Source organism: Burkholderia sp. HI4860, from assembly GCF_002223045.2.
In the GTDB taxonomy this organism is placed as follows: domain Bacteria; phylum Pseudomonadota; class Gammaproteobacteria; order Burkholderiales; family Burkholderiaceae; genus Burkholderia.
Map to the genome: position 1 here is coordinate 1,396,463 of NZ_NKFO02000003.1, position 26,510 is coordinate 1,422,972.

Below are 26,510 nucleotides of genomic sequence, written 5' to 3' on the forward strand. Positions count from 1 at the left end.
TAAGCGTGAGCGCTCAACTTGGCGAGAAGCTCTGGAAAGGAGGTGATCCAGCCGCACCTTCCGATACGGCTACCTTGTTACGACTTCACCCCAGTCATGAATCCTACCGTGGTGACCGTCCTCCTTGCGGTTAGACTAGCCACTTCTGGTAAAACCCACTCCCATGGTGTGACGGGCGGTGTGTACAAGACCCGGGAACGTATTCACCGCGGCATGCTGATCCGCGATTACTAGCGATTCCAGCTTCATGCACTCGAGTTGCAGAGTGCAATCCGGACTACGATCGGTTTTCTGGGATTAGCTCCCCCTCGCGGGTTGGCAACCCTCTGTTCCGACCATTGTATGACGTGTGAAGCCCTACCCATAAGGGCCATGAGGACTTGACGTCATCCCCACCTTCCTCCGGTTTGTCACCGGCAGTCTCCTTAGAGTGCTCTTGCGTAGCAACTAAGGACAAGGGTTGCGCTCGTTGCGGGACTTAACCCAACATCTCACGACACGAGCTGACGACAGCCATGCAGCACCTGTGCGCCGGTTCTCTTTCGAGCACTCCCACCTCTCAGCGGGATTCCGACCATGTCAAGGGTAGGTAAGGTTTTTCGCGTTGCATCGAATTAATCCACATCATCCACCGCTTGTGCGGGTCCCCGTCAATTCCTTTGAGTTTTAATCTTGCGACCGTACTCCCCAGGCGGTCAACTTCACGCGTTAGCTACGTTACTAAGGAAATGAATCCCCAACAACTAGTTGACATCGTTTAGGGCGTGGACTACCAGGGTATCTAATCCTGTTTGCTCCCCACGCTTTCGTGCATGAGCGTCAGTATTGGCCCAGGGGGCTGCCTTCGCCATCGGTATTCCTCCACATCTCTACGCATTTCACTGCTACACGTGGAATTCTACCCCCCTCTGCCATACTCTAGCCTGCCAGTCACCAATGCAGTTCCCAGGTTGAGCCCGGGGATTTCACATCGGTCTTAGCAAACCGCCTGCGCACGCTTTACGCCCAGTAATTCCGATTAACGCTCGCACCCTACGTATTACCGCGGCTGCTGGCACGTAGTTAGCCGGTGCTTATTCTTCCGGTACCGTCATCCCCCGACTGTATTAGAGTCAAGGATTTCTTTCCGGACAAAAGTGCTTTACAACCCGAAGGCCTTCTTCACACACGCGGCATTGCTGGATCAGGCTTTCGCCCATTGTCCAAAATTCCCCACTGCTGCCTCCCGTAGGAGTCTGGGCCGTGTCTCAGTCCCAGTGTGGCTGGTCGTCCTCTCAGACCAGCTACTGATCGTCGCCTTGGTAGGCCTTTACCCCACCAACTAGCTAATCAGCCATCGGCCAACCCTATAGCGCGAGGCCCGAAGGTCCCCCGCTTTCATCCGTAGATCGTATGCGGTATTAATCCGGCTTTCGCCGGGCTATCCCCCACTACAGGACATGTTCCGATGTATTACTCACCCGTTCGCCACTCGCCACCAGGTGCAAGCACCCGTGCTGCCGTTCGACTTGCATGTGTAAGGCATGCCGCCAGCGTTCAATCTGAGCCAGGATCAAACTCTTCAGTTTAAACCTGTTACTGTTTTCGGTTCAGTTAAGAACCGGTCGCTCACTCAAAGCTGACAGGTAAATGAATTACTTCATAAACCTGACTTACTTTAGTGTGAGACTCTTGATACTTTCGCTATCTGATCCGAGGATCAGCTCGCTTTCATCAAGCGCCCACACTTATCGGCTGTTAATTTTTAAAGAGCATTCTGCGAGGAACTTCGTGCTTCCCGGCAGCGCTGCGTTTTCAGCAGCAGAGAAGCGAGATTATGAACCGTGTTTCGCAGTTCGTCAACAACTTTTTAACACCATCGTTGCGACTGCGGGGCTCAACCTCCAGGCTAGCTGCGCGCTCCAGACTCCGGCACACCACCCGCCCTGCTTCCCTTCTCCCGCGCCGCGTTTCCGTTAGCGCGAAAGAGGCGTGATTCTAAGCACCCACCCCCGTCTACGCAAGCCCTTTGTGAAAATATTTTGAAAAAGCCCCCGTGCGCTACCGCGCACGGGGGCTTCGGGCTTGGCGGGCCAAGCAATCATGCCGGCAATCGATACTGACCAACCTCCCGCCGCCTACCCTGACAGCACGATCAGCGGTGCTTGAACACCGGCTTCCGCTTTTCGACGAATGCCGCCATCCCCTCCTTCTGGTCCTCAGTCGCGAACAGCGAATGGAATAGCCGACGTTCGAAATGGACGCCTTCGGCCAGCGTCGTCTCGTACGCACGGTTCACCGACTCCTTGACCATCATGACCGCCGGCAGCGAAAACTCGGCGATCGTCGCCGCGGCGGCAAGCGCCTCGTCGAGCAGCGTGTCGGCCGGCAGCACGCGCGACACGAGCCCCGCGCGCTCCGCTTCGGCTGCGTCCATGAAACGGGCAGTCAGGCACATGTCCATCGCCTTCGCTTTCGATACCGCGCGCGGCAAGCGCTGCGTGCCGCCCGCACCCGGCATGACACCCAGCTTGATTTCCGGCTGGCCGAACTTGGCCGTGTCCGCCGCAAAGATGATGTCGCACATCATGGCCAGCTCGCAGCCACCACCCAATGCAAAGCCCGAAACCGCGGCAATGATCGGCTTGCGGATCTCACGGACCGTCTCCCAGTTGCGCGTGATGTAGTCGCCCCGGTAGACATCCATATAGGAGTAGGTCGCCATCATGCCGATGTCGGCGCCCGCCGCGAACGCCTTCTCGCTCCCGGTCACGACGATCGCGCCGATGCCATCGTCCGCATCGAACGCCTTCAGCGCGGCCCCCAGTTCATCCATCAGTGCATCGTTCAGCGCATTCAGCGCCTTCGGACGGTTCAGCGTAACCAGCCCGACACGCCCCCGGGTCTCCACCAGGATGTTCTCGTAAGCCATCTATTTCTCCTCGATCAATGAAATGAGAAACGCCTCGCACATGCGAATAGTTTGATGCTACCATTCTCCGACCAACCGGTCGGTTAATTAATCGATCCAACCCCTCTCAACGTCCATCAGGCCGCAGCCATGACCCATGCACTGTTCACGAAGCACGAAGACACGCTGAAACACGCACTCGCCGCCATCGAGAGCCGCGGGTACTGGAGCCCGTTCGCCGAAATGCCGAGCCCCAAAGTGTACGGGGAAAGCGCGAACGCAGATGGCGAGGCCGCGTTCAAGTCGCATCTCGACAAGACGTTCGCGATCGACCAGCCGGTATCAGGAGAAACGGTCGGCGCAGAGCGCTCGCCGTACGGTATTGCACTGGGCCTCCGGTATCCGAAGTCGACGCCCGACGAGCTGATCGCTGCCGCTGCCGCAGCACAGCGCTCATGGCGCGAAGCCGGCCCGAGCGCCTGGATCGGCGTCAGTCTCGAAATCCTCGCGCGCCTGAATCGCGCCAGCTTCGAAATCGCCTACAGCGTGATGCACACCACGGGGCAGGCATTCATGATGGCGTTCCAGGCCGGCGGCCCGCACGCACAAGATCGCGCGCTCGAGGCAGTCGCCTATGCATGGGATGAACTGCGCCGCATCCCGGCCGACGCACACTGGGAAAAGCCGCAAGGCAAGAACCCGCCGCTCGCGATGCACAAGCGCTACACGATCGTCCCGCGCGGCACCGGGCTCGTGCTCGGCTGCTGCACCTTCCCGACCTGGAACGGCTATCCCGGCCTGTTCGCCGATCTCGCAACCGGCAACACCGTGATCGTCAAGCCGCATCCGGGCGCGATCCTGCCGCTCGCCATCACCGTCCGGATCGCTCGCGACGTGCTGCGCGAAGCCGGTTTCGATCCGAACGTCGTCACGCTCCTCGCGACCGAACCCAACGACGGCGCACTCGTCCAGGATCTCGCGCTGCGCCCCGAGATCAAGCTGATCGACTTCACCGGCAGCACGCAAAACGGCACGTGGCTCGAACGCCATGCCCATCAGGCACAGGTCTATACAGAGAAGGCTGGCGTCAACCAGATCGTGATCGACTCGACCGACGACCTGAAGGCCGCTGCCAAGAACATCGCGTTTTCGCTGGCGCTGTACTCCGGCCAGATGTGCACGGCACCGCAGAACATCTACGTGCCGCGCGACGGCATCCGGACGGCGGACGGCCATGCGAGCTTCGACGAGGTCGCACAGGCCATCGCCGTTGCCGTGCAAAAACTCACCGGCGACCCGGCACGCTCGGTCGAACTGATCGGCGCCATCCAGAACGAAAGCGTGACCGCGCGCATCGACAACGCACGCAAGCTCGGCCGCGTGCTCGCCGACAGCCTGACCCTCCAGCACCCTGCGTTCCCTGATGCCCGCGTGCGCACGCCGCTCGTGCTGCAACTCGACGTGGCCGATCGCGAGAAATTCACGCAGGAGTGGTTCGGCCCGATCTCGTTCGTGATCGCGACCGACTCGACCGCGCAGTCGCTCGACCTCGCCGGGGAAATCGCGGCGGAACATGGCGCGCTGACCCTCTCCGTCTACAGCACCGACGACGGGATCGTCGACGCCGCCCACGATGCGGCGGTACGCGGTGGCGTCGCACTGTCGATCAACCTGACGGGCGGCGTGTTCGTGAACCAGTCGGCAGCGTTCTCGGATTTCCACGGCACGGGCGCGAATCCGGCAGCCAACGCGGCGCTGGCCGACCCGGCGTTCGTCGCCAACCGGTTCCGCGTAGTGCAAAGCCGTGTCCATGTTGCGCCGAAAGCAGCACCCGTGGAAGCCGGCCAACCGGCATAACCCGAATGGCCGACGTGCAAACGCCGCCACGTTCTCTACCATGAACGAATCCGCCACCCGGCGGGTTCGTTGCTCATCGATACGCCCATGACAGACGCCTTTATCTGCGACGCGATTCGCACTCCCATTGGCCGCTACGGCGGCGCCCTGAAAGACGTCCGCGCCGACGACCTCGGTGCAGTGCCGCTCAAGGCGCTCGTCGAGCGCAACCGTGACGTCGACTGGACGGCAATCGACGATGTGATCTACGGCTGCGCAAACCAGGCCGGCGAGGACAACCGCAACGTCGCCCGCATGTCGGCGTTGCTCGCGGGCCTGCCGACCGACGTGCCCGGCACGACGCTGAACCGGCTGTGCGGCTCCGGGATGGATGCGGTCGGTACAGCCGCGCGCGCGATCAAGGCCGGCGAGGCGCGTCTGATGATCGCGGGCGGCGTCGAGAGCATGACGCGTGCGCCGTTCGTGATGGGCAAGGCCCCGAGCGCGTTCGCACGCCAGGCCGACATCTTCGACACGACGATCGGCTGGCGCTTCATCAATCCCCTGATGAAACAACTTTATGGCGTCGATTCGATGCCCGAGACGGCCGAAAACGTCGCGGTCGACTACAACATCAGCCGCGCCGACCAGGATCTGTTCGCGCTGCGCAGCCAGCAAAAGGCCGCGCGTGCGCAGCAGGACGGTACGCTCGCCGACGAAATCGTTGCCGTCACGGTTCCGCAGAAGAAAGGCGATCCGCTGGTCGTGTCGCGCGACGAGCATCCGCGCGAGACATCGCTCGAAGCGCTCGCGAAGCTGAAGGGCGTCGTGCGTCCGGACGGCTCGGTGACGGCCGGCAACGCCTCGGGCGTCAACGACGGTGCGTGCGCGCTGCTGCTCGCCAATGCGCAGGCAGCCGACCAGTACGGCCTGCGCCGCCGCGCACGCGTCATCGGCATGGCGACAGCCGGCGTCGCGCCGCGCGTGATGGGCATCGGCCCCGCGCCGGCCACGCAAAAACTGCTGCACCAACTCGGCATGACCATCGATCAATTCGACGTGATCGAGCTGAACGAGGCGTTCGCGTCCCAAGGTCTCGCGGTGCTGCGCATGCTCGGCGTCGCCGACGACGATCCGCGCGTGAACCCGAACGGCGGCGCGATTGCACTGGGCCATCCGCTCGGCGCATCGGGCGCCCGGCTCGTGACCACGGCGCTCCACCAACTCGAGCGTACGGGCGGCCGCTTTGCGCTCTGTACGATGTGCATCGGCGTCGGCCAGGGCATCGCACTCGCGATCGAACGGGTGTAACCCACGCACGGCGCGCCTATAACGAAGTCATGAAGGAGACACTGCATGTCCTATCAGGCGATTCAGCTGGAAATCGATCAGGCCTCGAACGTAGCCACGATTACCCTCAACCGCCCCGACAAGCTGAACAGCTTTACGCGGGCGATGCATCGCGAGTTGCAGTCGGCGCTCGATGATGTCGAGGCGGCCGGTGCGCGCGCGCTGATCCTGACAGGTGCGGGGCGCGGCTTCTGCGCGGGCCAGGACCTGGCTGATCTCGACTTCACGCCGGGCGCGTCCACCGATCTCGGCGCGCTGATCGACGAGCACTTCAATCCACTGATCCGCCGCCTGCAGCATCTGCCGATTCCGGTGATCGCCGCCGTCAACGGCACCGCGGCCGGCGCCGGTGCGAATCTCGCGCTCGCCTGCGATCTCGTGTTCGCCGCCCGCTCGAGCAGCTTCATCCAGGCCTTCGTCAAGATCGGTCTCGTGCCCGATTCGGGCGGTACGTGGTTCCTGCCGCAACGCGTCGGCATGGCACGCGCGCTGGGGCTCGCGCTGACCGGCGACAAGCTCGGCGCCGAACAGGCCGAGCAATGGGGCTTGATCTGGCGCGCGGTCGACGACGACGCGCTCGCTGCGTCAGCCCGCCAGCTCGCCACCCAGCTCGCGCAGCAGCCGACGCTCGCGATCGCATCGATCAAGCAATCGATGCGTGCCAGTGTCACGAACACGCTCGACCAGCAACTCGACATGGAACGCGACCTGCAGCGCAGGCTCGGCCAGTCGCACGACTACGCGGAAGGCGTGAAGGCATTCATCGAGAAGCGCGCGCCGCGCTTCGAGGGGCGTTGACATGACGAACGCCACTGCCACGCTCGACCCCGATGCGCTCGCCCGCGCCACCGCGCGGGCCATGTACGACGCCGACGCATGCAGCCGTGCGTTCGGGATGGAAATCGCCGAAGTACGCGCCGGCTACGCGCGCCTGCAGATGCGCGTGCGGCCCGAATTCCTGAACGGGCATCAGACCTGCCATGGCGGGATCATCTTCACGCTGGCCGATTCGACGTTCGCGTTCGCGTGTAACTCGTACAACGTGAATACCGTCGCGGCCGGCTGCTCGATCGAATTCCTGCGCCCCGTGCACGGCGATGACGTGCTGACGGCCGAGGCGATCGAGCAGGCGCGCGCCGGCCGCCAAGGCATCTACGACATCCGCGTCACGAACCAGACCGGCGAAACCGTCGCGATGTTTCGCGGCAAATCCGCCCAGATCAAGGGCACGGTCATCCCGGAAGACCGCTGACGTCGACGGCTCGCACATAACAAACACTGGAGACATGCATGACTACCCCGCTACCGCTCGAGCCGATCGAGACCGCCTCACGCGACGAGCTGACCGCGCTGCAGCTCGAGCGCCTCAAGTGGTCGCTCCGGCATGCGTATGACCACTCCCCCGTCTATCGTCGCAAGTTCGACGACGCGGGTGTCCACCCGGACGACCTGAAAACGCTCGCCGACCTGTCGCGCTTCCCGTTCACGACGAAGAGCGACCTGCGCGACAGTTACCCGTTCGGGATGTTCGCGGTGCCGCAGGACCAGATCTCGCGCATTCATGCGTCGTCGGGCACGACCGGCAAGCCGACGGTCGTCGGCTATACGGCCGGCGACATCGACACTTGGGCGAATCTCGTCGCGCGCTCGATCCGCGCCGCCGGTGCGCGCCGCGGCGACAAGGTGCACGTCAGCTACGGCTATGGCCTGTTCACGGGCGGGCTTGGCGCGCACTACGGCGCCGAACGCGCAGGGCTGACCGTGATCCCGTTCGGTGGCGGCCAGACCGAGAAGCAGGTGCAGCTGATTCAGGATTTCCGACCCGACATCATCATGGTGACGCCGAGCTACATGCTGTCGATCGCCGACGAAATCGAGCGCCAAGGTCTCGATCCCGTGCAGAGTTCGCTGCGCATCGGCATCTTCGGCGCGGAACCCTGGACCAACGACATGCGCGTCGCGATCGAGCAGCGGATGGGCATCGATGCGGTCGACATTTACGGGCTGTCCGAAGTGATGGGCCCCGGCGTCGCATCCGAATGCGTCGAGACTAAGGACGGCCCGACCATCTGGGAAGACCACTTCTACCCGGAAATCATCGATCCCGAAACCGGCGAAGTGCTTCCGGACGGCGAACTCGGCGAGCTCGTATTCACGTCGCTGACGAAGGAGGCGCTGCCGATCGTCCGCTACCGGACCCGCGACCTCACGCGGCTGTTGCCCGGCACTGCCCGCACGATGCGCCGGATGGAGAAAATCACCGGGCGCTCGGACGACATGATGATCGTGCGCGGCGTCAACGTGTTCCCGACGCAAATCGAGGAGCAGTTGCTCAAGCAGCGCGCGCTCGCGCCACACTATCAGATCGTGCTGACGAAGGAAGGTCCGCTCGACGTGATGACGCTCAATGTCGAGCCTTGCCCCGAGACAGCACCCGATACGGCGGCGATCCATGCGGCAATACAGGCGCTCGCCTACGACATCAAGTCGCTGATCGGCGTGACGGCCGTGATCAACGTGCTGCCCGTGAACGGGATCGAGCGGTCAGTCGGCAAGGCGCGACGCGTCGTCGACAAGCGCAGGGGCTGACGAAAGTCGCTGCGCGTCAATCACGCGCGGTGAATCCGTGGCTGCAAATGAAACAGCCCGATCGGCCAACACCGATCGGGCTGTTTCATTCCGGGATGCATTTGGGCATCCGCCGACGCAACAAGCGCATCACGAAATCTGACACAGCGCGTCCGCCCTCACAATCCGAGCGACGTGCCCCACGCACACCGCCGCTTCCACGAATGCCGCGTCTACCGCATCGGCGATGACCCGAGAAACCCCAGCCACCCGCGCCGCGTCACATCACGAATTCGGGAACAGCAGCCACATCCGGCCGACCTGCTTCATCCGCCCGGCCTGATCGCCTGCATCGTCGCCGAGCCCCCAGAAATAGTCAGCCCGCACGCCGCCCTTGATCGCGGAGCCCGTATCCTGCGCGAAAACAAGCCGGTTCATCGGCGTATTCGTCAGCGGGCGCGTCGTCTGCAGGAACACGGGCGTGCCAAGCGGGATCGACGACGGATCGACGGCGATCGAGCGCTCCGGCGTCAGCGGCACGCCCAGCGCGCCGATCGGGCCGTCCGCGCCGCCGTGCGGTGCATCTTCCTTGGTCGGCATGTCGCGGAAGAACACGAACCGCGGGTTCGTGTCGAGCAACGCGTCGACGCGCGTCGGGTTCGCCTTCGCCCACGCCTTGATGCCCTGCATCGTCGCTTGGGCGGGCGTCAGCTCGCCGCGATCGAGCAGCCACTTGCCGATCGAGCGGTACGGCTGGTTGTTGGTGCCGCCGAAGCCGACCCGCATCACCGAACCGTCGTCGAGCAGCACACGCCCCGAGCCCTGCACCTGCAGGAAGAACGCTTCGATCGGGTCGTCGACCCACACGAGTTCGTTGCCGTTCAGGATGCCGGCGCGTTCGAGCTGCGCGCGTGCCGGCAACGCGGCGCCCGGGCGATAACCGGCCGGCCAGCGGTAGAGCGCGTACTGATACGGACCGCGACGCACGCGCGAACCATGCAGCAGCGGCTCGTAATAGCCGGTCACGAGCCCGTCGAGCGTACCGTCGGTGTTCGCAAGCTGGAACGGCGTGAAATACGTTTCGAAGAACGTGCGTGCACTGCTGACGTCGAGCTCGTCGAGCCGGTCGGCGGCCGCGCAGGCGCGTGTCCAGGCCGGCTGGCGCGCGAGCCGCACGCAGTTCTGTCGCAGCGCGGCGGTTGCGCCGAGCAGCGAATCGTCCTGCCAGCCCGGCACCTGTTGCCACGCGACCGGCGTGAGCCGCTTCGCGGCGACCTGTCCCGGCACGATCGCCGCGCCGGTCGGCGGCTTCAGCGACGACGTCCGCGTCGGCGCGCCACCGCACGCCGCCAGCAGCGCCGCCGCGGCAGCCGCCGCGACCCACCCGGCCACCCGGGGCCCAAACCACATACAATGTCCGTTCTTGATGGAAACCGCCATGTCAGATTTTCTCGACCAATATCCGATGCTCATCTTCGCGCTCGAAGCCTTCGTAGCGCTCGCCTTGCTGATCTTCATCGTCGTGTGGACGTCGTCGGGCAGAAAGAAGCACACCCGCAAGCCGCGCTAATACCCTGACGCACTCCGCACGCTCAATGCAGCGTGCGCGGCATGTGCAGTGCGAACTCGTCGACCGGCGCCTCGAAACGCTCGCCGTCCTCCGCCACGCAGAAGTACGCGCCACGCATCGTGCCGACCGGTGTCGCGATCACGGCCCAGCTCGTGTACTCGAAGTGCTCGCCCGGCTGCAGCAGCGGCTGGTGCCCGACGACGCCGAGCCCCTTCACTTCCTGCACGTGGTTCTCGCTGTCCGTGATGATCCAGTGACGCGCGATCAGCTGCGCCGCGACCTGTCCCGTGTTGCGGATCGTCAGCGTGTACGCGAATGCGTATTGACGGCGATCGGGGTCGGATTGTTCCGGCAAGTAGCTGGTTTTCACCGAAACGGTGAATTGATACTGACTCATGGTGTTTCCGCTGGAAGATGACCGCCCGTGCCGGCATGGGCAACGGGGCCGCGGGCGCGCCGCATTGGTTCGGCATTCTATGCGCAATCCGGCCTCGACCGCACGGCCTGCCGCCGCGCACCGGGTCGGCGGACGGTAGAATGGCGGTTTTGCGCCGCAACGTCCCCGCTCCCCTGCCATGACCCAATTCCGCATCGCTCCCAGCATCCTGTCGGCCGATTTCGCACGGCTCGGCGAAGAAGTCCGCAACGTGGTCGCCGCCGGCGCCGACTGGATCCACTTCGACGTGATGGACAACCATTACGTGCCGAACCTGACCATCGGCCCGCTCGTATGCGAAGCGATCCGCCCGCACGTACAGGTGCCGATCGACGTGCACCTGATGGTGCGCCCGGTCGACCGGATCGTGCCCGATTTTGCGAAGGCCGGTGCCAACCTGATCAGCTTCCACCCGGAAGGCTCCGATCACATCGACCGCACGCTGTCGCTGATCCGCGACCACGGCTGCAAGGCCGGCCTCGTGTTCAACCCGGCCACGCCGCTGAACTACCTCGACCACGTGATGGACCGCCTCGACTTCGTGCTGCTGATGTCGGTCAACCCGGGCTTCGGCGGCCAGTCGTTCATTCCGGAAACGCTGAACAAGCTGCGCGAAGCACGCGCACGCATCGACGCGTACACCGAGCGCACCGGCCGCGAGATCCTGCTCGAGGTCGACGGTGGCGTGAAGACCGACAACATCGCGGAAATCGCGGCGGCCGGCGCCGACACCTTCGTTGCGGGTTCGGCGATCTTCGGCAAGCCCGACTACCGCAAGGTGATCGACGAGATGCGCGCCGCGCTCGCTACCGTCGAGCGGAGCTGACGCCGTGGCCGACTCGTCGCTCGCCGGCCATGCGCCGGCCGGAGCCGCGCCGCAAGCCGCCCCGATCCGCTTCGCCACGTCGCGCATCGACGCGGCGCTGATCGATCTCGATGGCACCATGGTCGATACGGCCGACGATTTCACGGCCGGCCTGAACGGGATGCTCGCGCAGCTCGGCGCGCCGGCCACGTCGCGCGACGAGGTGATCGGCTACGTCGGCAAGGGCTCCGAACACCTGATCCAGAGCGTGCTGAAGCCGCGCTTCGCGGCCGACGAGGCGCACGCCCGCTTCGACGACGCGCTGGCGATCTACCAGACCGAGTACGCGAAGATCAACGGCCGCCACACACGCCTCTACCCGGACGTGGCCGCGGGCCTCGACGCGCTGCGCGCAGCCGGCATCCGGCTCGCATGCGTGACGAACAAGCCGCATCGCTTCGCGGTCGAGCTGCTCGAGCAATACGGGCTGGCCGATTGCTTCGGCATCGTGCTCGGCGGCGACAGCGTCGCGCGCAAGAAGCCCGATCCGCTGCCGATGCTGACGGCCTGCAACGCGCTCGGCGTCGCACCGGATGCGGCAGTCGCGATCGGCGACTCGGAAAACGACGCGCTGGCAGGCCGCGCGGCCGGGATGGCGACGCTGACGGTGCCGTACGGCTACAACCATGGCAAAGCTATACAAACGATAAATTCGGATGGTATAGTCGATTCGTTGCTGGTCGCGGCTCGCGCAATCTCCGCGCACAACGCCGGCCGGCCAACCCTCTGATTATTTCTTCCATCTGCATGTTTCTGAATAAAAAACGGAGTCTGAGCAGCATCGACCGGGGAGCCTGGCCCTGGCGTCGCTGGTCGCGCTAACCTCTTCGATGAGGTACGCTGAAGCACGTCTTCAGCGCCGTTTTTTATCTCGCTGCGCATCCGCGCGCCGATCGTCGCACCACCTCGAGTTCTACCGCGTCCGAACGCTTGCGTTCCGGCTCGGCCGCAGGCTCGCGACGTTCACGCCCGGAGTGCCGGCCGGCAACAGGCACTTCTCGATCGACCGCCCTTTCGCCGACGGCAACCTGCACAGCGTCAAGTGATCCCTGGCGCACGCGCCGCTCGTCCCGAACAGGACCGGAACATGACCGAACTCGAATTTCAATCGCTCGCGAACGAAGGCTACAACCGCATCCCGCTGATCGCGGAAGCCCTCGCCGATCTCGAAACGCCGCTGTCCCTCTACCTGAAGCTGGCCCAGCCCGAACGCTCGGGCGCCAACTCGTTCCTGCTCGAATCGGTGGTCGGCGGCGAACGCTTCGGCCGCTATTCGTTCATCGGCCTGCCGGCCCGTACGCTCGTGCGGACCCGCAACGGCGTATCGGAAGTCGTGCGCGACGGCCAGGTCGTCGAGACGCATGACGGCGACCCGTTCCAGTTCATCGAATCGTTCCAGGCGCGCTTCAAGGTGGCGCAGCGCCCGGGCCTGCCACGCTTTTGCGGCGGTCTCGCCGGCTACTTCGGCTACGACGCGGTACGCTACATCGAGAAGAAGCTCGCAAACACCGCACCGCGCGACGATCTCGGCCTGCCCGACATCCAGTTGCTGCTGACCGAGGAAGTCGCGGTCATCGACAACCTCGCCGGCAAGCTGTACCTGATCATCTACGCGGACCCGAGCCAGGCCGAAGCCTATACGAAGGCGAAACAGCGCCTGCGCGAACTCAAGCAGCGCCTGCGCACGACCGTGCAGCCGCCCGTTACGTCGGCGAGCGTGCGCACCGAGACGTTCCGCGAATTCAAGAAGGACGACTACCTGGCCGCCGTGCGCCAGGCGAAGGAATACATCGCGGCCGGCGAGCTGATGCAGATCCAGGTCGGCCAGCGCCTGACGAAACCGTACCGCGACAATCCGCTGTCGCTGTATCGCGCGCTGCGTTCGCTGAATCCGTCGCCGTACATGTACTACTACAACTTCGGCGATTTCCACGTGGTCGGCGCATCGCCGGAAATCCTCGTACGCCAGGAAAAGCGCGGCGAAGACCAGATCGTCACGATCCGCCCGCTCGCTGGCACGCGACCGCGCGGCAACACGCCCGAACGCGACGCGGAACTCGCGACCGAGTTGCTCAACGATCCGAAGGAGATCGCCGAGCACGTGATGCTGATCGACCTCGCACGCAACGACGTCGGCCGCATCGCGGAAATCGGCTCGGTGCACGTGACCGACCAGATGGTCATCGAGAAATACTCGCACGTGCAGCACATCGTCAGCTCGGTCGAAGGCAAGCTGAAGCCCGGCATGACGAACTACGACGTGCTGCGCGCGACGTTCCCGGCCGGCACGCTGTCCGGCGCGCCGAAGGTCCGTGCGATGGAACTGATCGACGAGCTCGAGCCGGTCAAGCGCGGGCTGTACGGCGGCGCCGTCGGCTACCTGTCGTTCTCGGGCGAGATGGATCTCGCGATCGCGATCCGCACGGGCCTGATCCACAACGGCAACCTGTACGTGCAAGCGGCGGCCGGCGTCGTCGCGGATTCGGTGCCCGAATCCGAATGGCAAGAGACCGAGAACAAGGCGCGCGCGGTGCTGCGTGCGGCCGAACAGGTCCAGGACGGCCTCGATAGCGACTTCTGACCGGAGACTGACCATGCTGCTCATGATCGACAACTACGACTCGTTTACCTACAACCTGGTCCAGTACTTCGGCGAACTCGGCGAGGACGTGCGCACCTACCGCAACGACGAAATCACGCTCGACGAAATCGCGAGTCTGAATCCCGATGCGATCTGCCTGTCGCCCGGCCCGAGCAACCCGCAACACGCGGGCATCACGCTCGCCGTGCTGAAGGAATTCGCGGGCAAGAAGCCGATCCTCGGCGTGTGCCTCGGCCATCAGGCGATCGGCGAGGCCTTCGGCGGCCGCGTCGTGCGCGCGAAGACCATCATGCACGGCAAGGTGAGCAAGATCGAAACCGACTGCCGCGGCGTGTTCGCCGACCTGCCGAAGCACTTCGACGTCACGCGCTATCACTCGCTTGCGATCGAGCGCGAATCGCTGCCCGACTGCCTCGAGGTGTCCGCCTGGACCGACGACGGCGAAATCATGGGCGTGCGCCACAAGACGCTGCCGATCGAAGGCGTGCAGTTCCACCCGGAATCGATCCTGTCCGAGCATGGCCACGCGCTGCTCGAGAATTTCCTGAAACAGGCGCGCGCCGCGGCCGCGCAAGCCGCCTGACGGGAGCCTCACGATGACGATTACCCCGCAGGAAGCGCTGCAGCGCACGATCGAACACCGCGAAATCTTCCACGACGAGATGCTGCACCTGATGCGGCTCATCATGCGCGGCGACATGTCGCCCGTGATGGCGGCCGCGATCATCACCGGGCTGCGCGTGAAGAAGGAGACGATCGGCGAGATCGCTGCCGCCGCAACCGTGATGCGCGAATTCGCGAACCACGTCGAGGTGCAGGACAACTCGAACTTCGTCGACATCGTCGGCACCGGCGGCGACGGCTCGCACACGTTCAACATCTCGACCGCGTCGATGTTCGTCACGGCCGCGGCCGGCGCGAAAGTCGCGAAGCACGGCAACCGCGGCGTATCGAGCAAGTCCGGCAGCGCCGACGTGCTCGAGGCGCTCGGCGTGAACATCGACCTGCAGTCCGACCAGGTTGCCGCGTCGATCGCCGAAACGGGCATGGGCTTCATGTTCGCGCCGAACCATCACCCGGCGATGAAGAACATCGCGGCCGTGCGCCGCGAGCTCGGCGTGCGCACGATCTTCAACATCCTCGGCCCGCTGACCAACCCGGCCGGCGCGCCGAACCAGCTGATGGGCGTGTTCCACCCCGACCTCGTCGGCATCCAGGTGCGCGTGATGCAGCGCCTGGGCGCGCAGCACGTGCTGGTCGTGTACGGCAAGGACGGGATGGACGAGGTATCGCTCGGCGCGGCAACGCTCGTCGGCGAGCTGCGCGACGGCAAGGTGCACGAATACGAGATCCATCCGGAAGACTTCGGCCTGCAGATGGTGTCGAACCGCACGCTGAAGGTGGAAAATTCCGACGAATCGCGCACGATGCTGCTCGGCGCGCTGGACAACCAGCCGGGCGTCGCGCGTGAGATCGTCACGCTGAACGCCGGCACCGCGCTCTATGCGGCGAACGTCGCCGAGTCGATCGCGGACGGCATCCAGCTGGCCCGCGAAGCGATCGCGAGCGGCAAGGCCCGTGCGAAAGTCGACGAACTCGTGCGCTTCACGCAGCAGTTCAAGCGCTGACTCCCCTTACGAATCAAGCAGGAATCCACATGAGCGACATTCTCGACCGAATCATCGCCGTCAAGCGCGAAGAAGTCGCGGCGGCCATGCGCAGCGCACCGCTCGAGGCACTGAAACTGGAAGCGTCCGCGCGCGACCTGCGCGACTTCGTCGGCGCATTGCGCGCGAAGCATGCGGCCGGCCACGCGGCCGTGATTTCCGAAATCAAGAAGGCCAGCCCGTCGAAGGGCGTGCTGCGTGAGCATTTCGTGCCGGCCGACATCGCGCGTTCGTATGCAGCGCACGGCGCCGCGTGCCTGTCGGTGCTGACCGACGAGCAGTTCTTCCAGGGCAGCGCCCGCTATCTCGAACAAGCGCGCGCGGCCTGCGAACTGCCGGTGCTGCGCAAGGACTTCATCGTCGACGCGTACCAGATCATCGAAGCGCGCGCGATGGGTGCCGACGCGATCCTGCTGATCGCCGCCGCGCTCGACACGCCGCTGATGCAGGATCTCGAAGCGTATGCGCACTCGCTCGGCCTCGCGGTGCTGGTCGAAGTACACGACCGCAACGAGATGGAACAGGCGCTGACGCTCAAGACGCCGCTGCTCGGCATCAACAACCGCAACCTGCGCACGTTCGAGACGTCGATCCAGAACACACTCGACATGCTCGACATGATTCCGGCGGACCGCATCGTCGTGACCGAGTCGGGCATCCTGTCGCGCACCGACGTCGACACGATGCGTGCGGCGAACGTGAACACGTTCCTCGTCGGCGAGGCGTTCATGCGCGCCGAGCAGCCGGGCGAGGAACTCGCACGGATGTTCTTCTGATGGCAATCGAAAAGGAAATCAAGCTCGCGCTGCCGGCCGGCCAGGCCGACGCCGCGCGACGCTTCTTCGAGACGCTGACCGGCGAACCCGGTCGCGACATCACGCTCGCAAACGTCTATTACGATACGCCCGATCTCGCGCTGGCCCGCTCGAAGAGCGCGGTGCGCGTGCGCCGCACGCCGCAAGGCTGGCTGCAGACATTCAAGACGGTCGGTAGCGCGGAAGGCGGCCTGCATCGCCGCCACGAGTGGGAGCTGCCGGTCGCCGGCGATGCGCTCGAGATCGACGCGCTCGTCGCCGCCTGCGACGTGCCGGAAGCCGCCGCCGCGTTGAATGACGCGGCCGGCACGCTGTCGGCGCTGTTCCGCACGGATTTTTCGCGTACGCTGTGGCGCATCGCAATCGGCGGCGCAACGGTCGAGGCCGCGGTGGACCTCGGCGAGATCGTCGTCCAGGCGGAACACGAAACGCGCCGCGAACCGATCAGCGAAATCGAACTCGAACTGATCGACGGCCCGGAGGCAGCACTCGCAACGCTCGCCGCCGAATTGCAGCAAGCGCTGCCGGGCCTCGTTCCCGAAAACATCAGCAAGGCGCAGCGCGGCTACCGGCTGCGCGCGCAATAACCCGCATCACGCATGGCAACCCGCAAGACTTCCCGCGCGCCGCAACAGGCGTCGCTGTTCGATGATCCCGTGCCGGAAACGGCACCGGCCGATATTCCGCCGCCGGCGCCCGAAGCGCCCACGGCCGGGCGCAAGCCCGCAAAGAAAACCGCGGCTCCGGCTGCGGCCCCGACGGCGCCGCAGCCCGCTGCCGCCGACGTCCCGCACCTCGCCGCGCAATTCGACGCGCTGCCGCCAGTCTGGCGCGACGTGCTGAAACCCTTTACCGACAGCGACGCGTATGCGCCGCTGTGCCGCTTCGTCGATGACGAGCGTGCGGCCGGCAAGACGGTCTACCCGACCGACGTGTTCCGCGCGCTGCGCCTGACGAGCCCGGACGACGTAAAAGTCGTGATCCTCGGCCAGGATCCGTACCACGGTGACGATCGCGGCACGCCGCAAGCGCACGGGCTCGCGTTCTCGGTGCCGCCGGCCGTGCGCACCCCGCCGTCGCTGCGCAACATCTTCAAGGAAATCGCCGCGAACTTCGGCCACGACACGCCGCGCCATGGCTGCCTCGACACCTGGGCGCGCCAGGGCGTGCTGCTGCTCAACACGGTGCTGACGGTCGAGCGCGGGGCCGCCGCGAGCCATGCGAAGCGCGGCTGGGAGCAGTGCACGGACACGCTGATCCGCGAACTCGCCGGCCGCCATCAGGGGCTCGTCTTCATGCTGTGGGGCGCCCACGCGCAGGCGAAGCGCGCGCTGTTCGACGCCAGCGCGCACTGCGTGCTCGAGGCGCCGCATCCGTCGCCGCTGTCCGCGCACCGCGGCTTCCTCGGCTGCCGCCATTTCGCGCTCGCGAACGACTATCTGGTCGAGGCAGGTCGCGAACCGATCGACTGGCGCCTGCCTGAAGTGGCGGAAACGCTCGCGTAACCGCCGCGCCGCCGTTCGTTCGCCACGCCAGCCGGCGTGCAAAAACGCCGCGCCCCTTTCGGGTCGCGGCGTTTTTTTATCGGGCGATGCGGCGGGTGCGGCGCACCCGCATCGACCTTACGCGGCGGCGATCGCTTCGCGTGCGCCAGCCAGCGCCGCGCTTTGCGCCTCCGCGCCGAGGTTCAGGCCTTCCGCGAAGATGAAGTTCACGTCGGTCATGCCGACGAAGCCGAGGAACGTACGCAGGTACGGGGTCTGGCTGTCGTTCGGCGTACCGGCGTACTTGCCGCCACGGGCCGTCACCACGTGAACCTTCTTGCCCTTGATCAGACCTTCCGGACCGTTCTCGGTGTAGCGGAACGTGACGCCTGCACGTGCGATCCAGTCGAAGTACGTCTTCAGTTGCGACGAGATGCCGAAGTTGTACATCGGTGCGCCGATCACGATGATGTCGGCAGCTTGCAGTTCGGCGATCAGTGCATCGCTCTTCGCGACGATCGCATTCTGTTCCGCGGTGCGCTTGTCGGCCGGCGTGAAGAACGCGCCGAGCACCGATTCGTCGAGATGCGGCAGCGCGTCGGCCAGCAGGTCGCGAACCACGACGTTCGCGCCGGGGTTCGATTGTTGCAGCTTTGCCGTCAGTTCGTTGGCCAGCAGCGTGGATTGCGCACCTTGCGAACGCGCGGCGGAATTGATTTGCAGAATGGTCGTCATGTCAGGCTCCAGTAGGGTTGCGCTTTGGTAGCGCGAGTGACGCCATTGTGCGTGGCCGCATGACCGCGAAAAAGCGGGTTCAGGGCGACGGATTGTTGCAGCAGCAGAACAATCGTTGATCGCGCCCCGATACCCGCTTCAGACCGCTCAACCCTTCAGCCAGGCCTCCCGGGCCTTCGAAACCGCAGCCGGCTTCGCGGCCGCCGTCAGCCGGTAGCGCGTGACTTCCGGGCCGTCGAGCTTCAGTTTCGCGGTGCGCAGCTCGTCGCGGCGGAAGGCGTGAACCTCGACCTTGTCACCGGGCCGGTAGCGCGCGAGCAGTGCGTCGAGGTTGGTGCCCGTGACGCGCAGCCCGTCGACCGCGATCAGCGTGTCGCCGGCCGACAGCCCCGCGCGATGTGCGGCGCCGCCTTCGTAGACGGCCGCGAACGTGCAGTCCGCGCCGCCGCGCAGGCGCGCGCCGATCGTCGGCTTCGCGATCGCGCCGTTCGCGACATCGGGCGCAAGCGTCACGCCGAACGGTGCGAGCAGTTCGGCGAGCGGCAGGTCGCGCGTGCCGTGCACGGCATCGGCGAACAGGCGGCCGAGCGCGACGCCCGTCGCCGCTTCGATCAGCGCCTCGACTTCGTTCTCCTCGACGCCCACTTGCTTGCCGCGGTAGAAATCGCGGCCGTGGCGCTGCCACAGCAGGCGCATCACGTCGTCGAGCGACTTCTTGTTGCGCGTCTGCGCGCGGATCGCGAGATCGAAGGCGAGCGCGACGAGCGAACCCTTCGTGTAGTAGCTGACGATTGCGTTGGTCGCGTTCTCGTCCTGGCGGTAGTACTTGATCCACGCGTCGAACGAGCTTTCGGCGACGCTCTGCTTCAGGCGCCCCGTGCCGCGCAGCACGCCGCCGACCGTACGGCCGAGCGCCGCGAAATATTCGTCCTGCGACATCAGCCCGCTGCGCACCAGCATCAGGTCGTCGTAATACGACGTGAAGCCTTCGAACAGCCACAGCAGCGACGTGTAGTTTTCCTTCGACAGGTCGTACGGCACGAACGCCGCCGGCTTGATGCGCTTCACGTTCCACGTATGGAAGTACTCGTGGCTGCAGAGCCCGAGATACGTGCGATAGCCTTCCGTCGTTTCGGGGCGCCCCTTCACCGGCAGGTCGGTGCGGTTGCAGATCAGCGCGGTCGACGCGCGATGCTCGAGGCCGCCGTAGCCGTCGCTGACCGCCAGCGTCATGAACACGTAGCGGTCCATCGGCGCTTTCTTCGATTTCGGCTCGAACAGCGCGATCTGCGCTTCGCACACACGCTTCAGGTCGGTGCGCAGACGCTCCAGGTCGAGCTGCGTCACGCGCCCCGCGATCACGATGTCGTGCGGCACGCCGTGCGCGTCGAACGTCGCGAGCGCGAATTCGCCGATCGTCACCGGATGGTCGGAGAGCTCGTCGTAGTTCGCTGCGCGATAGGCGCCGAACCCGTAACGCTTGGTGCCGCGCGCCTCGGGCAGCGACGTGCCGACGCGCCATGCGCGGAACGCCGCGCCGGCCGGCTTCGCGATGTCGACTTCACATGGCGCGTCCTCGTGGCCCGCAACGCTCAGGAACACGGCCGTCGCGTTGAAGAAGCCGCCCGATTCGTCGAGATACGCGGAGCGCACCGACAGGTCCCACGCATACACGTCGTAGCGCAGCGTCAGCGTGCCGCTCACGGGGGCGGCCTGCCACGTGTGCTTGTCGGTCTTCGCGATCCGCACCTTCCGGCCCGCGTCGTTGAATGCGCCGAGCGTCACGATGTTGCGCGCGAACTCGCGCACGAGATAGCTGCCCGGAATCCACACCGGTAACGAAAAGCGCTGGCCTTCGGGGTCGGGATCGGCGACCGTCACCGTCACTTCGAACAGGTGCGCGGCAAGATCTTTCGGAACAATCGAATAGCGGATCGGCTGGGTCATCGTGGCAATCGGTCGGTCGAATACGGCGGCGGAAACGAAGAGAGGCGCCGGCAGATGCGGGCGCCCCTCGCTGGCCGGGCCATGCGGCCCGGCGTGTGTCGGTTACTTGCTCGAGGCGAGCGCCTGGTTGAGCTGGTCGGCCGACACGGCGCCCGGCAGGCGGCGGCCGTCCGGCAGGAAGATCGTCGGCGTGCCCGTGACGTTCATCCCGCGGCCGAGCGCGAGGTTCTTGTCGAGCGCGGTCGTATCGCAGGTACCGGCACCGGACGGCGCGCGGTGGTCGAGCATCCAGCCCTCCCACGTTTTTGCGCGGTCGGTCGCACACCAGATCGCCTTCGACTTCGCGGTCGAATCCGGCGACAGCACCGGGTACAGGAACGTGTAGACGGTCACGTTGTCGACCGACTGCAGCGTCGTCTCGAGCTTCTTGCAATACGGGCAGTTCGGATCGGAGAACACGGCGATCTTGCGGGCGCCGTTGCCCTTGACGACCTTGATCGCATTCGCGAACGGCAGGCTCGCGAAGTCGATCTTGTTGATTTCGGACAGGCGCGCGTCGGTCAGGTTCTTGTGCGTCTTGGTGTCGACGAGATCGCCGAGCAGCACGTAATCGCCTGCCGCATCGCTATAAATGATCTGCGAGCCGAGGTTGACTTCGTAAAGGCCGGCGACCGGCGCTTTCGACACGCTCTTGATCGGCGCGTCGCTGCCGAGGCGGGCCTGCAGCGTTGCTTTCAGCTTGTCGGTGGTCTGGTCGGCCTGCGCGGTGCAGCCAAGCGTCGCCATCGTGACGGCCAGCGCCAGCGATGCGATGCGGATCGTTTTTTTCATTGAAATCTTCCTTCAGCTCAATCGGAGTGCACGGCACAGTGTACGCCGTAACAGAACCGTGTCCGACCGGCGAAGCGGCCGAAGGTTCGATCGATCAGCCGAGCGCGGCCGACACGAGCCAGCGCTTCACGAGCGGCTGCGCGCCGACGAAGGCCATGCCCGCGTTGCGCACGGCCTTCGCGAGCGAGCCCGGCACCGCGAACAGCCGCTGCAGCCCGTCGGTCGCGACCATCAGCGCGCGGATGTCTTCGCGGCGCGAACGCTCGTAGCGACGCAGCAGCACCGTATCGCCGAGGTTGCGGAAGCTTTCCTTGCCCGCGATCGCGTCGGCAAGCGCCGCGACGTCGCGCAGGCCGAGGTTCATCCCCTGCCCCGCGAGCGGGTGGATCAGGTGCGCGGCATCGCCGACGAGCGCGACGCGCGGCGCGATCAGCTTGTCGACCGTCTGCAGCGCCAGCGGGAAGCCGGCAGCCGGCGTCACGCAGTCGAGCGTGCCGACCTGGCCATGCGACACGCGCTCGACTTCGGCCGCGAGCTGCGCCGGATCGAGTGCGAGCAATTCGTCCGCATGCGCGGTGTGCGCAGACCAGACGAGCGATACATGGCCGTCCGGCAACGGTAGCAGCGCGACAATCTCGCCTTCGTGGAACCACTGGTAGGCGGTCTCGCGATGTGGCAGCGACGCCTTGAAGTTCGCGACGACGCCGGTTTGCCGGTAGTCACGCCGCTCGACTTTGGCCCCCATTTGCGAGCGCACCCACGAATGCGCGCCGTCCGCGCCGACGACGAGGTCCGCTTCCAGCACCTGCCCCGACGACAGCGTGAGCACGGCCGCGTCGTCGCGCACGTCGAAGCCCCGTGCGCGCGCATCGAACCACGTGAGGTTCGGCTGGAACCGCAGCGCGGCGTCGAGCGACGCCTCGACCAGCGACGATTCGGCGATCCACGCGAGTTGCGGCACGGACGCCTGGTACGCGGAGAAATGCAGTTCCGCGTGCGCGTCGCCGTACACGCGCATGTCGTAGACCGGCGCAAGCCGGCTGTGATCGAGCGCCTGCCAGACGCGCAGCCGCTCGAGCAGCGCCTGCGAACTGGAGGACAGCGCGTAGACGCGCGTGTCGAAGGCGAGATCGGCGGGGCGCAGCGTGGCCGGCTGGGCGAGCAAGGCTGTCTTGTAGCCGGACTGGGTCAGCGCGAGCGCGGCCGTCTTGCCGACGAGCCCGCCGCCGACCACGGCGACGTCGAAGGTGTGGTGGGCAGTCATGGCGGGCATTATAGCCGCGGGGCCAAACCCTTACGCGGCCGGACTTTGCGGGAAATCAGCAGAATTGCAGGCCGATGCGGCGGCGCGGCGGCCCGCCGCATCGGCCGTTCGGCGCCCGCCCGGAATCCGGGGCGTCGGCACGGTACAATAGCGTCTTTGACCGTCGGCCCGCCGCGCCCCAAGCGCCGGCCGCCCTTTTTTCCAGCGCCGCCGTGCCCTGTCCGGCCGCGCCGCCTTACCCGTCCGAAGGATTCCATGAGTCTCAAATGCGGCATCGTCGGCTTGCCCAACGTCGGCAAGTCCACTCTGTTCAATGCGCTGACCAAGGCCGGCATCGCCGCCGAGAACTACCCGTTCTGCACGATCGAGCCGAACGTCGGCATCGTCGAAGTACCCGATACGCGCCTGAAGGCGCTCTCCGAGATCGTCAAGCCGGAGCGTGTCGTGCCGGCCGTCGTCGAATTCGTCGACATCGCGGGCCTCGTCGCGGGCGCGAGCAAGGGTGAAGGCCTCGGCAACCAGTTCCTCGCGAACATCCGCGAAACCGACGCGATCACGCACGTCGTGCGCTGCTTCGAGGACGAGAACGTCATTCACGTCGCCGGCAAGGTCAGCCCGATCGACGACATCGAAGTGATCAACACCGAACTCGCGCTCGCCGACCTCGGCACCGTCGAGAAGGCGCTCACGCGCTATTCGAAGGCGGCGAAGTCGGGCAACGACAAGGAAGCGGCAAAGCTCGTCGCGGTGCTCGAAAAAGTGCGCGCTCAGCTCGACCAGGGCAAGGCCGTGCGCGGCCTCGAACTGTCGGACGACGAAGCGGCGCTGATCAAGCCGTTCTGCCTGATCACCGCGAAGCCGGCGATGTACGTGGCCAACGTGAAGGACGACGGTTTCGAGAACAACCCGCATCTCGACGCGGTCCGCAAGTACGCGGAAAGCGAAAATGCGCCGGTCGTGGCCGTGTGTGCGGCGATCGAGGCGGAAATCGCCGATCTCGACGATGCGGACAAGGAAGCGTTCCTCGCCGACATGGGCATGGAAGAGCCGGGCCTCGACCGCGTGATCCGCGCGGGCTTCAAGCTGCTCGGTCTGCAGACGTACTTCACCGCGGGCGTGAAGGAAGTGCGCGCATGGACGATCCATATCGGCGACACGGCGCCGCAGGCAGCCGGCGTGATCCACACCGACTTCGAGCGCGGCTTTATCCGTGCGCAGACGATCGCGTTCGACGATTTCGTCACGTACAAGGGTGAGCAAGGCGCGAAGGAAGCCGGCAAGATGCGGGCGGAAGGGAAGGAATATGTCGTGCACGACGGCGACGTGATGAACTTCCTGTTCAACGTCTGACAGCTGCATTGGCCGATGCCATGCGATATGCATGGCATCGCGCAACGCGTGCTCCTGCACGAAAAACAAATGGCCCGACCGGCAAACGCCGATCGGGCCATTTTTCATGACGCAGGCTTTCCGCCCGCCATCACTTCACCCACTCAAGTCGCCGACACGCGCCGCCCTTCACTCGCCTGCGCATCGCGGCCACGCTTGTTCAGCCACGACGCCAGCAGCACGATCAGCGCCAGCACGGCCGTCGCACCCACTTCCATCCGGTGATCCTCGCTCACGAGCATCACGGTCAGCGTGCCGCAGATGAACAGGATCACGGCCCACGTGAGCCACGGGAACAACCACATCCGCAGCGTCAGGTCCGCACCGGTCGATTCGAGCGTCTTGCGCATCCGCAGCTGCGAGATCGCGATCACGAGATACACGAGCAGCGCGATCGCGCCCGACGTTGCCAGCAGGAAGCCGAAAACCTGCTCCGGCATCAGGTAGTTCGCGATCACGGTCAGAAAACCGAACGCGGTCGACGCGAGCACGGCCGCGCGCGGCGTGCCGGTCGAATCGGTGCGGTGCAGGAACGCGGGCGCATCCTTGCGCTTGGACAGCGAGAACAGCATCCGCGACGCGGTATACAGCGCCGAATTCAGGCAGCTCGCGACCGACACGAGCACGATCACGTCGATGATCGCCTTCGCGTTCGGGACACCGATCAGCTCCATCGCGCGCTGATACGAGCCGTGCTTCGGCAGCAGCGGGTCGTTCCACGGCACGATGGCCGCGACGACGAGAATCGAGCCGAGATAGAACAGCGTGATACGCCAGATCACCGAGTTGGTCGCGCGCACGATCTGGCGTTGCGGGTTGTCCGATTCGGCGGCCGCGATCGTCACGATCTCGGTGCCGAGGAACGAGAACATCGTCGTCAGCATCGCCGCGAGCACGGCGCCGGCGCCGTGTGGCATGAAGCCGTCATGCGCGAACAGGTTCGACACGCCCGATACGGCCGGCGCCGGAATGATGCCGACGATCGCCGCACCGCCGATGCACAGGAACACGACGATCGCGACGACCTTGATCAGCGCAAACCAGAATTCGAATTCGCCGTAGTTCTTGACCGAGAAGAGGTTGGTCACCGTCAGCACCAGCGTGATGCCGAGCGCGAAGACCCAGGTTGCAACGCCAGGAAACCATGCATTGAGAATGGTCGCGGCGGCGGTCGCCTCGATCGGGATCACGAGCACCCAGAACCACCAGTACAGCCAGCCGATCGAGAAACCGGCCCAGTGGCCGATCGCGCGATCGGCATAGGTGGAGAACGAACCGCTGTCCGGATGGGCGACTGCCATTTCGCCGAGCATGCGCATCACCAGCACGACCAGCACCCCTGCGATTGCATACGCAAGGATCGACGCCGGGCCGGCTTCGGCGATGGCGTGGCCGGAGCCGACGAACAGGCCCGCGCCGATCACGCCGGCAATCGACATCATCGTCACGTGCCGCTGCTTCAGGCCCGTACCGAGGCCTGTGTTGCTTCCACTCATCTGTCTCTCTCCAAAAAACGGTTCCGGTATGGCCGGGTATCGCGTGAAGGCAGCACGGGGGATTGTGGTTCTTGAGCCGTACCGGATGCGGCGCCTGCACGGGATGCAGGCGCGCAGCCGGATCGGGGGCCGTTCCGGAACGGGTCGCGACGCAGTCTGCGAAGCTGCGGGTGCGATGCGGCACGCAGGGCGCCGGCGCATCGCGTGCGCCCTTTCCGTCGGCTTTCGTCAGCTGCCTTCGAAGCGAAGGAGTGTAAGCATCAAACGGTTCTTCACTAAGAACCAATTGAAGAATTTCGATGGAACCACTTGTTGCATCGATATCGATCGATGCAACGCTTGTACCGTCCGTGGCGGCTCGCGAGCGCGCCGAAAGCGCCCGGCGACATCGGGTCAGTCAGTCGCAACCGGCGGCGCGTCAGCGCGTGCCGTTCGCCATCTCGTCGCGCCATTTGGCGGGGACCACGGCTTGCCATTCTCGCAGAAGCAGGTTTTTCACGGCGTCCGGATGGGCCGCCGACAGCCGCACCAGCACGATCGGCCAGCCGACGTAGTGATCCGTCACGTAATACACGTCCGGTTCCGATTCGATCAGCCACGCGCGCTCGTCGGGGCCGACGCCTTTCACGACGAGCGTGTCGCCGTCCTCGCGCAGCCGCGCGAGCATCTTGCCCTTCACCTTGAGTGCGGGCGTGCCGTATGACGTGCCTTCCTCGACGCCGCACCACGCCAGCGCGATCTGCCGGACTTCGTCGAATGTCATGG

The 26,510-nt window shown here is 65.3% G+C and carries 24 protein-coding genes and 1 rRNA gene; 15 read left to right on the forward strand and 10 right to left on the reverse strand.

What is annotated here, in order from left to right; genetic code table 11:
• Positions 1-35: 35 nt before the first annotated feature.
• Positions 36-1,568, reverse strand: a 16S ribosomal RNA gene (locus tag CFB34_RS21760).
• Positions 1,569-2,134: 566 nt separating this feature from the next.
• Positions 2,135-2,911, reverse strand: a complete 777-nt coding sequence (locus tag CFB34_RS21765; protein ID WP_069247041.1) for an enoyl-CoA hydratase — start codon at positions 2,909-2,911, stop codon at positions 2,135-2,137.
• 129 nt (positions 2,912-3,040) lie between these two features.
• Between CFB34_RS21765 and paaN the strand changes: the two genes are divergently transcribed.
• The 5 genes from paaN (at position 3,041) to paaK (ending at position 8,665) form a co-directional block, all read left to right on the forward strand.
• The gene (gene paaN / locus CFB34_RS21770; protein WP_089439144.1) at positions 3,041-4,747 is read left to right on the forward strand and encodes a phenylacetic acid degradation protein PaaN; all 1,707 of its coding nucleotides are present in this window, start codon (positions 3,041-3,043) and stop codon (positions 4,745-4,747) included.
• Between the two features lie 87 nt (positions 4,748-4,834).
• Positions 4,835-6,037, forward strand: a complete 1,203-nt coding sequence (gene pcaF, locus CFB34_RS21775; protein WP_089439143.1) for a 3-oxoadipyl-CoA thiolase — start codon at positions 4,835-4,837, stop codon at positions 6,035-6,037.
• A 45-nt stretch (positions 6,038-6,082) separates the two neighbouring features.
• Complete coding sequence (gene paaG / locus CFB34_RS21780) at positions 6,083-6,874, forward strand: 2-(1,2-epoxy-1,2-dihydrophenyl)acetyl-CoA isomerase PaaG (RefSeq protein WP_089439142.1); 792 nt, start codon at positions 6,083-6,085, stop codon at positions 6,872-6,874.
• Between the two features lies 1 nt (position 6,875).
• Entirely contained in the window at positions 6,876-7,328 is a 453-nt protein-coding gene (gene paaI / locus CFB34_RS21785; RefSeq protein WP_071335534.1) for a hydroxyphenylacetyl-CoA thioesterase PaaI, read from the forward strand.
• Between the two features lie 38 nt (positions 7,329-7,366).
• The gene (gene paaK / locus CFB34_RS21790; protein ID WP_089439141.1) at positions 7,367-8,665 is read left to right on the forward strand and encodes a phenylacetate--CoA ligase PaaK; all 1,299 of its coding nucleotides are present in this window, start codon (positions 7,367-7,369) and stop codon (positions 8,663-8,665) included.
• A 264-nt stretch (positions 8,666-8,929) separates the two neighbouring features.
• Here the strand turns inward: paaK and CFB34_RS21795 are convergent, their stop codons facing one another.
• On the reverse strand, positions 8,930-10,054 hold the full coding sequence (locus CFB34_RS21795) for an MltA domain-containing protein (protein ID WP_242808690.1): 1,125 nt from the start codon (positions 10,052-10,054) through the stop codon (positions 8,930-8,932).
• Between the two features lie 28 nt (positions 10,055-10,082).
• Here CFB34_RS21795 and CFB34_RS39075 point away from each other — a divergent pair, with 28 nt between their 5' ends.
• Positions 10,083-10,214, forward strand: a complete 132-nt coding sequence (locus CFB34_RS39075; protein WP_256940834.1) for a hypothetical protein — start codon at positions 10,083-10,085, stop codon at positions 10,212-10,214.
• A 22-nt stretch (positions 10,215-10,236) separates the two neighbouring features.
• Here the strand turns inward: CFB34_RS39075 and apaG are convergent, their stop codons facing one another.
• Positions 10,237-10,611 carry a Co2+/Mg2+ efflux protein ApaG gene (apaG, locus tag CFB34_RS21800; protein WP_011350820.1) on the reverse strand — a complete coding sequence of 125 codons (375 nt, stop codon included), beginning with the start codon at positions 10,609-10,611 and terminating at the stop codon, positions 10,237-10,239.
• Positions 10,612-10,789: 178 nt separating this feature from the next.
• Here apaG and rpe point away from each other — a divergent pair, with 178 nt between their 5' ends.
• From rpe to CFB34_RS21840, 8 genes are all read left to right on the forward strand, one after another.
• Complete coding sequence (rpe, locus tag CFB34_RS21805; RefSeq protein ID WP_011883156.1) at positions 10,790-11,476, forward strand: ribulose-phosphate 3-epimerase; 687 nt, start codon at positions 10,790-10,792, stop codon at positions 11,474-11,476.
• A 4-nt stretch (positions 11,477-11,480) separates the two neighbouring features.
• Positions 11,481-12,245 carry a phosphoglycolate phosphatase gene (locus CFB34_RS21810; RefSeq protein ID WP_089439140.1) on the forward strand — a complete coding sequence of 255 codons (765 nt, stop codon included), beginning with the start codon at positions 11,481-11,483 and terminating at the stop codon, positions 12,243-12,245.
• Positions 12,246-12,602: 357 nt separating this feature from the next.
• Complete coding sequence (gene trpE / locus CFB34_RS21815; RefSeq protein ID WP_039362349.1) at positions 12,603-14,096, forward strand: anthranilate synthase component I; 1,494 nt, start codon at positions 12,603-12,605, stop codon at positions 14,094-14,096.
• A 13-nt stretch (positions 14,097-14,109) separates the two neighbouring features.
• Positions 14,110-14,700, forward strand: coding sequence for an aminodeoxychorismate/anthranilate synthase component II (locus CFB34_RS21820; RefSeq protein WP_089439139.1), 591 nt, complete (start codon positions 14,110-14,112; stop codon positions 14,698-14,700).
• Positions 14,701-14,713: 13 nt separating this feature from the next.
• Positions 14,714-15,745, forward strand: coding sequence for an anthranilate phosphoribosyltransferase (gene trpD / locus CFB34_RS21825; RefSeq protein ID WP_089439138.1), 1,032 nt, complete (start codon positions 14,714-14,716; stop codon positions 15,743-15,745).
• Positions 15,746-15,774: 29 nt separating this feature from the next.
• Complete coding sequence (gene trpC / locus CFB34_RS21830; protein WP_089439137.1) at positions 15,775-16,560, forward strand: indole-3-glycerol phosphate synthase TrpC; 786 nt, start codon at positions 15,775-15,777, stop codon at positions 16,558-16,560.
• Positions 16,560-17,186, forward strand: a complete 627-nt coding sequence (locus tag CFB34_RS21835) for a CYTH domain-containing protein (protein ID WP_089439136.1) — start codon at positions 16,560-16,562, stop codon at positions 17,184-17,186. Before trpC ends, CFB34_RS21835 begins: the two co-directional genes overlap by 1 nt.
• A gap of 12 nt (positions 17,187-17,198) precedes the next feature.
• Positions 17,199-18,104: a uracil-DNA glycosylase gene (locus tag CFB34_RS21840; protein WP_089439135.1), complete on the forward strand. Its 906-nt coding sequence runs from the start codon at positions 17,199-17,201 to the stop codon at positions 18,102-18,104.
• Between the two features lie 117 nt (positions 18,105-18,221).
• On the opposite strand, the gene CFB34_RS21845 is transcribed toward CFB34_RS21840, so the two are convergent.
• The 4 genes from CFB34_RS21845 to CFB34_RS21860 all read right to left on the reverse strand — a co-directional run bounded on the left by CFB34_RS21845 (position 18,222) and on the right by CFB34_RS21860 (position 22,869).
• Positions 18,222-18,818, reverse strand: coding sequence for an NAD(P)H-dependent oxidoreductase (locus CFB34_RS21845; RefSeq protein ID WP_089439134.1), 597 nt, complete (start codon positions 18,816-18,818; stop codon positions 18,222-18,224).
• A 147-nt stretch (positions 18,819-18,965) separates the two neighbouring features.
• The gene (locus CFB34_RS21850) at positions 18,966-20,765 is read right to left on the reverse strand and encodes a PDZ domain-containing protein (protein ID WP_089439133.1); all 1,800 of its coding nucleotides are present in this window, start codon (positions 20,763-20,765) and stop codon (positions 18,966-18,968) included.
• Between the two features lie 102 nt (positions 20,766-20,867).
• Entirely contained in the window at positions 20,868-21,596 is a 729-nt protein-coding gene (locus tag CFB34_RS21855; protein ID WP_039362328.1) for a DsbC family protein, read from the reverse strand.
• A 94-nt stretch (positions 21,597-21,690) separates the two neighbouring features.
• A complete protein-coding gene (locus tag CFB34_RS21860) occupies positions 21,691-22,869 on the reverse strand; it encodes a UbiH/UbiF family hydroxylase (RefSeq protein ID WP_089439132.1) in 1,179 nt (392 codons plus the stop codon).
• 246 nt (positions 22,870-23,115) lie between these two features.
• On the opposite strand from CFB34_RS21860, the gene ychF reads away from it, so the two are divergent.
• Positions 23,116-24,210, forward strand: coding sequence for a redox-regulated ATPase YchF (gene ychF / locus CFB34_RS21865; RefSeq protein WP_089439131.1), 1,095 nt, complete (start codon positions 23,116-23,118; stop codon positions 24,208-24,210).
• Positions 24,211-24,353: 143 nt separating this feature from the next.
• On the opposite strand, the gene gabP is transcribed toward ychF, so the two are convergent.
• On the reverse strand, positions 24,354-25,745 hold the full coding sequence (gene gabP, locus CFB34_RS21870) for a GABA permease (RefSeq protein ID WP_089439130.1): 1,392 nt from the start codon (positions 25,743-25,745) through the stop codon (positions 24,354-24,356).
• Positions 25,746-26,163: 418 nt separating this feature from the next.
• On the reverse strand, positions 26,164-26,508 hold the full coding sequence (locus tag CFB34_RS21875; protein WP_089439129.1) for an MmcQ/YjbR family DNA-binding protein: 345 nt from the start codon (positions 26,506-26,508) through the stop codon (positions 26,164-26,166).
• Between the last annotated feature and the right edge of the window lie 2 nt (positions 26,509-26,510).